This window comes from Pseudomonas oleovorans subsp. oleovorans, from assembly GCF_002197815.1.
Taxonomy (GTDB): domain Bacteria; phylum Pseudomonadota; class Gammaproteobacteria; order Pseudomonadales; family Pseudomonadaceae; genus Aquipseudomonas; species Aquipseudomonas oleovorans.
Map to the genome: position 1 here is coordinate 21,399 of NZ_NIUB01000050.1, position 11,518 is coordinate 32,916.

The window sequence follows — 11,518 nt, forward strand, 5'->3', positions numbered from 1 at the left end:
TTGGTTTTGCGCGGCGGCCCAAGCCGGCCGCTGGAAAATGCTGGGAGTGGTAAAACAAGATGAACACTCATTACATCGCAGGTCAGTGGCAGCCCGGTCAGGGCGAGTCGCTGCAATCGCTCGACCCGGTCAGCCAGGCCGTGCTCTGGCAGGGCCAGGGCGCCACCGCTGCGCAGGTCGATGCAGCCGTTGCCGCTGCGCGTGGCGCTTTCTCGTTGTGGGCGGCGCATTCGCTGGATGGCCGCATCGCCGTGCTGGAGCGTTTCGCCGCCTGCCTGAAGTCGCATGCCGACGAAGTGGCCCGGGCGATTGGTGAGGAGACCGGCAAACCATTGTGGGAAGCTGCCACCGAAGTGAACAGCATGGTGGGCAAGGTAGCCATTTCCATTCAGAGCTATCGCGAGCGCACCGGTGAGAAGAGCGGCCCGCTGGGCGACGCCACTGCCGTGTTGCGGCACAAGCCGCATGGCGTGGTGGCGGTGTTCGGCCCCTACAACTTTCCCGGCCACTTGCCTAACGGCCATATCGTGCCGGCGCTGCTGGCCGGTAACTGTGTGCTGTTCAAGCCCAGCGAGCTGACGCCGAAGGTGGCCGAGCTGACGGTCAAATGCTGGATCGAGGCCGGGCTGCCTGAGGGCGTGCTCAACCTGTTGCAGGGTGGTCGCGAAACCGGCGTCGCCCTGGCTGGCCACCCCGGTATCGACGGGCTGTTTTTCACCGGCTCCAGCCGCACCGGCAATCTGCTGCACGCCCAGTTCGCCGGGCGTCCGGACAAGATCCTGGCGCTGGAGATGGGCGGCAACAACCCACTGATCGTCGATCAGGTCGCGGATGTCGATGCTGCGGTTTACACAATCGTCCAGTCCGCGTTCATCTCGGCTGGCCAGCGCTGCACCTGCGCGCGCCGTCTGCTGGTGCCGCAAGGGGAGTGGGGCGATGCGCTGCTGGCGCGCCTGGTACAGGTCGTCGGGCAGATCAAGGTCGGTCGCTTCGACGAGCAGCCGGCGCCGTTCATGGGTTCGGTGATTTCCCTACAGGCCGCCGCGCAGCTGATGCAGGCCCAGCAGGACTTGCTGGCCGGCGGCGCTACGGCGCTGCTGGCGATGACGCAACCGCAGGCCGATGCTGCGTTGCTGACGCCCGGCATCCTCGATGTCACGGCCGTGAGCGGCCGTCCTGACGAAGAATTCTTCGGTCCGCTGCTGCAGGTGATCCGTTACGACAGCTTCGAGTCGGCCATCGCCGAGGCCAATGCCACGGCTTATGGTCTGGCCGCTGGCCTGCTGTCGGACTCGAAGGCGCGCTTCGAGCAGTTCTGGCTGCATAGCCGCGCCGGCATCGTCAACTGGAACAAGCAGCTCACCGGCGCTGCCAGCACCGCGCCGTTCGGTGGTATCGGCGCGTCGGGCAACCACCGCGCCAGTGCCTACTACGCGGCAGATTACTGCGCCTACCCGGTGGCCGGGCTGGAAAGCGACAGCCTGAGCCTGCCCGCGACCCTGACTCCGGGAGTGACCCTGTAATGGCCGCCTATGAGATGAACTTTGACGGCCTGGTCGGGCCGACTCACAACTACGGCGGGCTTTCCTACGGCAACGTGGCTTCGCAGAGCAACAGTCAGGCGGCATCCAACCCCAAGGAGGCTGCCAAGCAGGGCCTGGCGAAGATGAAGGCGCTGATGGACATGGGCTTCAAGCAGGGCGTATTGGCCCCGCAGGAGCGTCCCGCCGTCGCTGAATTGCGTCGCCTGGGTTTTACCGGCAGCGATGCCGAGGTAATCCAGCGTGCTGCCCGCGAGGCCATGCCGCTGCTGGTGGCGAGCTGCTCGGCCTCGAGCATGTGGACGGCCAATGCCTGCACCGTCAGCCCTGGCGCCGACACGGCGGACGGGCGCGTGCACTTCACCGCGGCCAACCTCAACTGCAAGTTCCACCGTAGCATCGAGCACCCGACCACCAGTCGCGTGCTGCAGGCGATGTTCGCCAACCCGGCGCACTTCGCTCACCACCCGGCGCTGCCGGCAGTGGCGCAGTTCGGTGACGAGGGCGCAGCCAACCACACGCGCTTCTGCAAGGGTTATGGCGACGCCGGGGTGGAGTTCTTCGTCTACGGGCGCAGCGCCTTCGACGCTCGCTATCCGGCGCCGGCGCGCTATCCGGCGCGACAGACCCTTGAGGCCAGCCAGGCGGTGGCCCGTCTGCATGGGCTAAGCGAGGCGGGTGTGGTCTACGCCCAGCAGAATCCGGCGGTGATCGATCAGGGCGTGTTCCACAATGACGTGATCGCCGTGGGTAACGGCGAGGTGCTGTTCTATCACCAGGATGCTTTCCTCGAAACCGACAAGGTGCTGGCCGAGCTGGGCGACAAGCTGGCTCGTCGTGGCGGCAACTTCCAGGCCGTATGCGTGCCAGCTTCTGCTGTCAGCGTGCAGGACGCGGTGCGCTCCTACCTGTTCAACAGTCAACTGCTGAGCCGTGCCGACGGCAGCATGCTGCTGGTGGTGCCGGAGGAATGCCGGAACAATGCCAGCGTCTGGCGCTATCTGCAGCAGCTGACGGCCAGCGGCGGGCCGATCCGCGAGGTGCGCGTGTTCGACCTCAAGCAGAGCATGCAGAATGGCGGTGGCCCGGCGTGCCTGCGCCTGCGCGTGGCGCTCAACGAGCAGGAACTGGCAGCGGTCAATCCTGGCGTGGTGATGAGCGACGCGCTGCACGATACCCTGGTGGCCTGGGTCGACAAGCATTACCGCGACCGCTTGAGCGAAGCCGACCTGGCCGACCCGCAATTGTTGATCGAGTGCCGCACGGCATTGGATGAACTGACGCAGATCCTTAAACTGGGCTCGGTCTATCCTTTTCAGATAGCCTGAACCTGACCTCGATTCCCGGAGATTTTATGAGCGACGCGCTGCAACTGATTCTTGAAGATAACGACGGCACCCAGCTGGAGACCTCCTGCAGCCGCTTTGCTGTGGTCTGGCAGGGCAAGGAGCTGTGGGTCCAGGCGGTTGGCGATCAGTTGCTGATCGGCGTCGACGTGGAGGAGGGCGATACCGAGTACGTCAACCTGCTGCTGCGTCCGCAGGCTACCAACCTGGTCAGCCTCCAGTTGGAGATGGAGCCGATGATCGCCGATGAGGACGATCATGTTCATGGCCCGGACTGCAATCACTGATCGAACCTTGTAGGAGCGAGCTCTGCTCGCGAAAACGCTTGTTCGCTCGCGACGCTCGCTTCTACCAAAATGCTGCGAACCAAGGAGTCCCCATGCTTGCCCTCGGCAAACTGCTTGAACTGACCCTGGCCGGCCATGAGCCGTCGGCGAAGATTCAACTGACGCCCGATGGTACGCGTCTGCGTTGGCTCGACGAAGGTGCGCTGGAGGTGACGCCGCCTGCAGCGCGCGACAACGGACTCGACCTGCTGCTGTCGGCCGGCGTCCACGGCAACGAAACCGCGCCAATCGAGCTGCTCGATCGTCTGCTGCGCGGCATCGCGCGCAATGAACTGCATCCGGCGGCGCGTATTCTCTTTCTGTTCGGCAATCCCGAGGCCATGCGCCGCGGTGAGCGCTATATCGAGCAGGACCTCAATCGCCTGTTCAGTGGTCGTCACGAGCAATCCAGTGGCTTCGAGGCTATTCGCGCCTGCGACCTGGAGCATCTGGCCGCCACCTTTTTCGGCAAGCAAACAGGCCGCACTCGCCTGCATTACGACCTGCACACCGCCATTCGCGGCTCGAAGATCGAGCAGTTCGCCCTCTATCCCTGGCAGGAAGGTCGCGCCCATTCGCGGCGTGAGCTGGAGCGCCTGCGTGCTGCCGGCATCGAGGCGGTGCTGCTGCAGAACAAGTCTTCGATCACCTTCAGCGCCTACACCTATGCGCAGCTTGGTGCCGAGGCTTTCACCCTGGAGTTGGGCAAGGCGCGCGCCTTCGGCCAGAACGAGTTGGTCAACCTCGACCTGCTGGAGAATGCGCTGCACGCTCTGATCGAAGGGCGCGAAGTGATCAGCGGTGAGCCGACGCTCGATGGCTTGCAGCTGTTTGCGGTATCACGTGAGGTCATCAAGCACAGCGACAGCTTCCAGTTGCACCTGCCGGCGGATATCGAAAACTTCACCGAACTGGAGCCCGGTTACCTGCTCGCCGAAGACATCGCCGACAGTCGCTGGATGGTGGAGGAGAAGGGCGCGCGGATCATTTTCCCCAACCCCAAGGTCAAGAACGGCCTGCGCGCCGCCATTCTGATCGTTCCGGACGATGGCGCCGGCCTGGCGTAGCGGCGTTTGTGGGAGGGGCTTTAGCCGCGATGCTGCGGCGTATTGATCGCCGCTGAAGCGCCTCCCACGGCTATCCGCGATTTTGCCCTCAACTGTATCTTGCACCGTCCGAGCGACCTCTTTAGCATGGGCCTTTCGCCAATTGCCGGGAAAGCCTGTCATGCCCCTGATCGACCTGCGTAGCGACACCGTTACCCAACCCACTGCAGCCATGCGCGAAGCCATGATGGCTGCCGAGCTGGGCGATGACGTGTATGGCGAAGACCCCACGGTTAATCGCCTGGAGGTCTGGCTGGCCAATGAACTGGGCTTCGCGGCGGCGCTGTTCGTCCCCACCGGCACCATGAGCAACCTGCTCGGACTGATGGCTCATTGCGAACGCGGTGACGAGTACATCGTCGGCCAGCAGGCGCACACCTATAAGTACGAGGGTGGCGGCGCCGCCGTGCTCGGCTCCATCCAGCCGCAACCGATCGAGGGTGAAGCCGACGGCTCGCTGGATCTGAGCAGGGTCGAGGCGGCGATCAAGCAAGACGACTTCCACTTCGCCCGCACTCGCCTGCTGGCCCTGGAAAACACCATGCAGGGCAAGGTGCTGCCGCTCGATTATTTGGCTGCCGCCCGCGAACTGACTCGCCGTCGTGGTTTGAGCCTGCACCTCGATGGCGCCCGCCTGTATAACGCGGCGCTCAAGCTCGGGGTGCCGGCGCGCGAAATCACCCAGCACTTCGACTCGGTCTCGGTATGCCTGTCCAAGGGCCTCGGTGCGCCGGTCGGTTCGGTGCTGTGTGGCAGCACTGCGCTGATTGCCAAGGCGCGGCGTCTGCGCAAGATGGTCGGCGGCGGCATGCGTCAGGCCGGGGTGTTGGCGGCGGCGGGGCTGTATGCCCTGCAGCATCAGGTTCAGCGCCTGGCTGAGGATCATGCCAACGCGGCGCGCCTGGGCGCTGCACTAAGCGAACTGGGCTATAGCGTCGAGCCGGTGCAGACCAATATGGTCTATGTGCAACTTGGTGAGCGCGCCGGGCAGATCAAGGCCTTCATGGCCGAACGCGGCATCGCCGTCAGTGCCGCCCCGCGCCTTCGTCTGGTCACTCATCTTGATGTCAGCGCCGAGCAGATCGAGCGGGTGATCGAGGCGTTCGCCGCTTTTCGCTCTCATTGAGCGATATGCCGACAGTTCATAGCTGTCGGCTATCAACAAGGTACTAGCCGCGCGCGGTAGGCCCGATATAATGCGGCCCTTTGCAGACTGCGTGAAAACTACTGCGCTCTGTCATGCTGCGTTAAAAACCGGCTCAGAATGCTCATTTACAACTCGTAAACTCGTTTGCGAGCCCAGTGCGTTCTTCGCCGGTTTGATTCGCTGGCGCTCACCCTTCGGGCCAGCCTTTGGCTGTTACTCCCGTTGGTCGTGGCGCCTTGCCTGACCTTCGCTCGCTACGTTTTCACTTTGTCTGCTTCGCCGGCTTTGCCGTGGCCGCCTGATTCCGTGGATATCCCTATGAAAAGCGCAGAAATCCGTGAAGCCTTCCTGAGCTTCTTCGAAGAAAAAGGGCACACCCGTGTCGCTTCCAGCTCGCTGATTCCGGCGAACGACCCGACCCTGCTGTTCACCAACGCAGGCATGAACCAGTTCAAGGACTGCTTCCTGGGCCTGGAAAAGCGCGCCTATACCCGCGCCACCACCAGCCAGAAGTGTGTGCGTGCCGGCGGCAAGCACAACGACCTGGAAAACGTCGGCTACACCGCGCGTCACCACACCTTCTTCGAGATGCTGGGCAACTTCAGCTTCGGCGACTATTTCAAGCGTGACGCCATCCATTACGCCTGGGAGTTTCTGACTTCCGACAAGTGGCTGAATCTGCCCAAGGAAAAGCTCTGGGTCACCGTCTACGCCACCGATGACGAAGCCTACGAGATCTGGAACAAGGAAATTGGCGTACCGGCCGAGCGCATGATCCGCATCGGCGACAACAAGGGCGCGCCATACGCTTCCGACAACTTCTGGGCAATGGGCGACACCGGCCCGTGCGGCCCGTGCACCGAGATCTTCTTCGATCACGGCGAGCACATCTGGGGCGGTCCACCCGGCAGCCCGGAAGAAGATGGTGATCGCTACATCGAGATCTGGAACAACGTGTTCATGCAGTTCAACCGCACGGCCGATGGCGTCCTGCACCCGCTACCTGCGCCGAGCGTAGACACCGGCATGGGCCTGGAGCGCATCAGCGCCGTGCTGCAGCACGTCAACTCGAACTACGAGATCGACCTGTTCCAGAACCTGCTGGCCGCTTCGGCCAAGGCCATCGGTTGCGCCAATGAAGGTCAGGCCTCGCTGAAAGTGGTCGCCGACCATATCCGTTCCTGCAGCTTCCTGATCGCCGACGGCGTGACCCCGTCCAACGAAGGCCGTGGCTACGTGCTGCGCCGCATCGTGCGTCGCGCCTGCCGTCACGGTAACAAGCTGGGTGCCAAGGGCAGCTTCTTCTACCAGATCGTCGCTGCGCTGGTGGCCGAGATGGGCGAAGCCTTCCCTGAACTCAAGCAGCAGCAGGCGCACATCGAGCGCGTGCTGAAGACCGAAGAAGAGCAGTTCGCCAAGACCCTGGAGCAGGGCCTAAAGATCCTCGAGCAGGACCTGGCTGGCCTGCAGGGCTCGGTTATCCCGGGCGATGTGGTGTTCAAGCTGTACGACACTTACGGTTTCCCGGTCGACCTGACTGCCGACATCGCCCGCGAGCGCGAGCTGTCGGTGGATGAGGAAGGCTTCGAGCGTGAAATGGAAGCGCAGCGCGAGCGCGCCCGCTCCGCCAGCGCCTTCGGCATGGACTACAACGCCCTGGTCAAGGTCGACGCCGACACGCGCTTCCTCGGCTACGAAGGCACCAGCGGCAGCGGCAAGATCATCGCCCTGTTCAAGGCCGGCAGCGCCGTCGACAGCCTCGCCGAAGGCGAGGAGGGCGTGGTGGTGCTGGATCAGACGCCGTTCTACGCCGAATCCGGTGGTCAGGTCGGTGACTGCGGTTACCTGGAAAGCGCTGGCGTGCGTTTCGATGTGCGTGACACCACCAAGGCCGGCGGCGCCTTCCTGCACCACGGTGTGGTGGTCAAGGGCGGCCTGAGTGTCGGCGCCAGCGTCAAGGCTGAAGCCGAAGCCGGCGTGCGTCAGGCCACCGCGCTGAACCACTCCGCGACCCACCTGCTGCATGCCGCGCTGCGTCAGGTGCTGGGCGATCACGTGCAGCAGAAGGGCTCGCTGGTCGACAGTCAGCGCCTGCGTTTCGACTTCAGCCACTTCGAGGCGATTAAGCCCGAGCAGATCAAGCAGCTGGAAGACATCGTCAACGCCGAGATTCGCAAGAACTCCGAGGTCCAGACCGAAGAAACCGATATCGAAACCGCCAAGGCCAAGGGCGCCATGGCGCTGTTCGGCGAGAAGTACGGTGATCAGGTGCGCGTGCTGAGCATGGGCGGCGACTTCTCTGTAGAGCTCTGCGGCGGTACCCACGTATCGCGAACCGGCGACATCGGTCTGTTCAAGATCACCAGCGAAGGTGGCGTGGCCGCTGGCGTGCGTCGTATCGAAGCGGTCACTGGTGCAGCCGCGCTGGCCTGGCTCAATGGCGCCGAGGAGCAGCTCAAGGAAGTCGCTTCCCTGGTCAAGGGCAGCCGCGACAACGTGCTGGACAAGCTCTCGGCCCTGATTGAGCGCAACCGTCAGCTGGAAAAGGAGCTGGAGCAGCTCAAGGCCAAGGCCGCCAGCGCCGCCGGTAACGACCTGGCCCGTTCGGCCGTGGACGTGAAGGGCACCAAGGTGCTGGCTGCGCGTCTCGATGGTCTGGACGGCAAGGCGCTGCTGGCGCTGGTCGACCAGTTGAAGAACAAGCTGGGCAGTGCTGTGATCCTGCTCGGCGGTGTGTTCGACGAGAAGGTGGTGCTGGTCGCTGGTGTGACCCAGGATCTGACCGCCAAGGTCAAGGCCGGTGATCTGATGCGCCAGGCCGCTGCCGTCGTCGGTGGCAAGGGTGGCGGTCGGCCGGACATGGCTCAGGGCGGCGGCGTTGATGCCGGTAAACTGGATGAAGCCCTGGCTCTGGCCGCTACTCTGGTCGAGCAGGCTTCGTAACGAGCGAGAAAGCGGGGCCCGCAGTGCGTCCGGCGGGCCTTGGCAGTATGACCCGATGCGGGTTTAATGGGCGCCCTTCGAGGATTCAGGCGGCTTTTTGAAATGGCTTTGATCGTACAGAAGTTTGGGGGCACCTCCGTCGGCACCATCGAGCGTATCGCGCAGGTGGCTGACAAAGTGAAGAAGTTCCGCGAGAACGGTGACGACATTGTCGTCGTGGTTTCCGCCATGAGCGGCGAAACCAACCGCCTGATCGATCTGGCCAAACAGATCACCGATGGCGAGCCGGTTGCGCGTGAGCTGGATGTCATGGTGTCCACTGGTGAGCAGGTGACCATTGCCCTTCTGGCCATGGCGCTGATCAAGCGCGGCGTGCCTGCGGTGTCCTACACCGGCAATCAGGTGCGCATCCTTACCGACAGCGCGCACAACAAGGCGCGCATTCTGCAGATCGATGACCAGAAGATTCGTACTGAACTCAAGGCCGGTCGCGTCGTCGTCGTCGCTGGCTTCCAGGGTGTCGACGAGCACGGCAATATCACCACCCTCGGTCGTGGCGGTTCCGACACCACCGGCGTGGCTCTGGCTGCTGCGCTGAAAGCCGACGAGTGCCAGATCTACACCGACGTCGATGGTGTCTACACCACCGACCCGCGTGTGGTGCCCAAGGCCCAGCGTCTGGAAAAGATCACCTTTGAAGAGATGCTGGAAATGGCCAGTCTCGGTTCCAAGGTGCTGCAGATTCGTTCGGTGGAGTTCGCCGGCAAGTACAACGTCCCGCTGCGCGTCCTGCACAGCTTCCAGGAGGGGCCGGGCACCCTCATTACCCTTGATGAAGAGGAATCCATGGAACAGCCGATCATTTCCGGCATCGCTTTCAATCGCGACGAAGCCAAGCTGACCATCCGTGGGGTACCGGATATCCCCGGTATCGCCTTCAAGATTCTCGGCCCGATCAGCGCCGCCAACATTGAAGTCGACATGATCGTGCAGAACGTCTCGCACGATAACACCACCGATTTCACCTTCACCGTGCACCGCAATGACTACAACAACGCCCTCGGCGTGCTGCAGAAAACTGCAGACGAGCTGGGCGCCCGTGAAGTGGTCGGCGACACCAATATCGCCAAGGTGTCCATCGTCGGTGTCGGTATGCGCTCCCATGCCGGTGTTGCCAGCCGTATGTTCGAAGCCCTGGCCAAGGAGGCCATCAATATCCAGATGATCTCCACCTCTGAGATCAAGGTGTCCGTGGTGATCGAAGAGAAGTATCTGGAGTTGGCGGTACGCGCTCTGCATACCGCTTTCGAGCTGGATGCTCCGGCCCGACAGGGCGAGTGATTCAATTGATTTGAAAGGCGCGGCTGGTTCCGCGCCTTTCGTTTTTTTGACTGGTACGTGGGAACTTTCTTTCTACGCGGGCTGGTCAATACTTGGGTGGAGGCTTCGGGCTTGATTTAGCAGGAAGCCGGCACCATTTTCTTTTTGCAGACTGTTGTCCTGAGAAATGTAATCCGTTGAGGAGAAAGGAATGCTGATTCTGACTCGCCGGGTCGGAGAGACCCTGATGGTCGGTGATGATGTGACTGTCACCGTGTTGGGTGTGAAAGGTAACCAGGTGCGCATTGGGGTCAATGCGCCAAAAGAGGTTGCCGTACACCGTGAAGAAATCTACCAGCGCATCCAGAAAGAGAAGGGTGACGAACCAAGCCACTAATTTTTCTACAAATTTTTGTTTGCAAACGGGGAAAACATGTTTATCATGCGCCCCGTGTTGCGGAGAGGTGGCCGAGTGGCCGAAGGCGCTCCCCTGCTAAGGGAGTACACCTCAAAAGGGTGTCGGGGGTTCGAATCCCCCCTTCTCCGCCATTATTCGGCGAGTCAGGCGTAAGCCTGGCTGGCGAATCAACCAGAGGTGATCTGGTATAAAAACACCAAAGATCTCGCGAAAGCGTAGCGAGCGAAGGGTAGGCGAGGCGAAAACGAGCGAAGAAGCGCAGTTTAGTTTTCTAAATGAGCATTATGAGTTCGGTTTCAACGAAGCATACCCAAGTGCAGTAGCTTTCGAGTGATCTGTAACGGACTCATAGCTCAGCTGGATAGAGTACTCGGCTACGAACCGAGCGGTCGGAGGTTCGAATCCTCCTGAGTCCGCCATATTGAATGGCTTGCATCGCTGCAAGCCATTTTGTTTCAACCAGTGGTGATCTGGTCTAAAAGCGCCATAAGGTCGCACGAAAGCGTAGCGAGCGAAGGGTAGGCGAGGCGAAAGCGAACGAAGAAGCGCAGTTTAGTTTTCTAAATGAGCATTCTGAGTTCGGTTTCAACGAAGCATAACCAAGCGCAGTAGCTTTCGGGTGATCTGTAACGGACTCATAGCTCAGCTGGATAGAGTACTCGGCTACGAACCGAGCGGTCGGAGGTTCGAATCCTCCTGAGTCCGCCATATTAAATGGCACTGCAGCGATGCAAGGTCATGTTTCAGCCAGTGGTGATCTGGTCAAAAAGCGCCAAATGGACTCATAGCTCAGCTGGATAGAGTACTCGGCTACGAACCGAGCGGTCGGAGGTTCGAATCCTCCTGAGTCCGCCATACCGAAAGGGCCTGCAGCAATGCAGGCCCTTTTTTCTTGTGCGCCCAGCATGGGCGCACTCCTGCGGGTGCAAGTCCCGCCGTAAGTTGATCACAGCGAACGAAGTGAAGCGCAACTGCGTGAGGGTGACCGAGCGTGGGGAGGAAGCGTGGAGCGTAATCTGCGAGCCGATGAACAAGAACCGGATAGAAGGCGCTATGGAGCGGGGCGAGCGGGCAATGAACCGCAAAGCTCTGGTGATCAAGGCGAAGTGGCGTAGATCCGGCGGTTGTGCAGAGGTCGAGCCGGAGCGAGAAGTCAGCAGAGGCCGTAGTAGTTTTTTTTTGACGAAGGGCCGAACGAGAGAGAGTGCGATAGGCCATCCTGATGCGACATGACCTGAAGTCACATGCTCACCAGAAGGTGGGGCGGGCGCAGGCGATGAGCGGTGAAGCCGTGATTCGCTCCGTCAGCGACGAGGCACTGCGCCCGCGGGGTGAAACCGACAGCACAGGGCAAGGGCTGCTGTATCGGGC

Annotated in this window: 8 protein-coding genes and 4 tRNA genes; all 12 read left to right on the forward strand. The window is 61.8% G+C overall.

Annotation, left to right across the window (positions count from 1 at the left end):
• Positions 1–59 precede the first annotated feature (59 nt).
• The 12 genes from astD to PSOLE_RS21210 all read left to right on the forward strand — a co-directional run bounded on the left by astD (position 60) and on the right by PSOLE_RS21210 (position 11,002).
• Positions 60–1,523: a succinylglutamate-semialdehyde dehydrogenase gene (gene astD, locus PSOLE_RS21155; protein ID WP_074860088.1), complete on the forward strand. Its 1,464-nt coding sequence runs from the start codon at positions 60–62 to the stop codon at positions 1,521–1,523.
• A complete protein-coding gene (astB, locus tag PSOLE_RS21160) occupies positions 1,523–2,869 on the forward strand; it encodes an N-succinylarginine dihydrolase (RefSeq protein WP_074860091.1) in 1,347 nt (448 codons plus the stop codon). The genes astD and astB overlap by 1 nt, the downstream gene beginning before the upstream one ends.
• Positions 2,870–2,895: 26 nt before the next feature.
• Positions 2,896–3,174, forward strand: coding sequence for a hypothetical protein (locus tag PSOLE_RS21165; protein ID WP_003461883.1), 279 nt, complete (start codon positions 2,896–2,898; stop codon positions 3,172–3,174).
• A 92-nt stretch (positions 3,175–3,266) separates the two neighbouring features.
• On the forward strand, positions 3,267–4,280 hold the full coding sequence (gene astE / locus PSOLE_RS21170; RefSeq protein ID WP_074860093.1) for a succinylglutamate desuccinylase: 1,014 nt from the start codon (positions 3,267–3,269) through the stop codon (positions 4,278–4,280).
• A gap of 160 nt (positions 4,281–4,440) precedes the next feature.
• Positions 4,441–5,445: a low-specificity L-threonine aldolase gene (gene ltaE, locus PSOLE_RS21175; protein ID WP_074860095.1), complete on the forward strand. Its 1,005-nt coding sequence runs from the start codon at positions 4,441–4,443 to the stop codon at positions 5,443–5,445.
• A gap of 339 nt (positions 5,446–5,784) precedes the next feature.
• Positions 5,785–8,409: an alanine--tRNA ligase gene (gene alaS, locus PSOLE_RS21180; protein ID WP_074860097.1), complete on the forward strand. Its 2,625-nt coding sequence runs from the start codon at positions 5,785–5,787 to the stop codon at positions 8,407–8,409.
• 102 nt (positions 8,410–8,511) lie between these two features.
• Positions 8,512–9,750, forward strand: a complete 1,239-nt coding sequence (locus tag PSOLE_RS21185) for an aspartate kinase (protein WP_039964807.1) — start codon at positions 8,512–8,514, stop codon at positions 9,748–9,750.
• A gap of 190 nt (positions 9,751–9,940) precedes the next feature.
• Positions 9,941–10,126 carry a carbon storage regulator CsrA gene (csrA, locus tag PSOLE_RS21190; protein WP_003244478.1) on the forward strand — a complete coding sequence of 62 codons (186 nt, stop codon included), beginning with the start codon at positions 9,941–9,943 and terminating at the stop codon, positions 10,124–10,126.
• A 61-nt stretch (positions 10,127–10,187) separates the two neighbouring features.
• Positions 10,188–10,278, forward strand: a tRNA-Ser gene (locus PSOLE_RS21195).
• 211 nt (positions 10,279–10,489) lie between these two features.
• Positions 10,490–10,566 (forward strand) — tRNA-Arg (locus PSOLE_RS21200).
• Positions 10,567–10,778: 212 nt separating this feature from the next.
• Positions 10,779–10,855 (forward strand) — tRNA-Arg (locus tag PSOLE_RS21205).
• A 70-nt stretch (positions 10,856–10,925) separates the two neighbouring features.
• A tRNA-Arg gene (locus PSOLE_RS21210) sits at positions 10,926–11,002 on the forward strand.
• Positions 11,003–11,518: the final 516 nt, after the last annotated feature.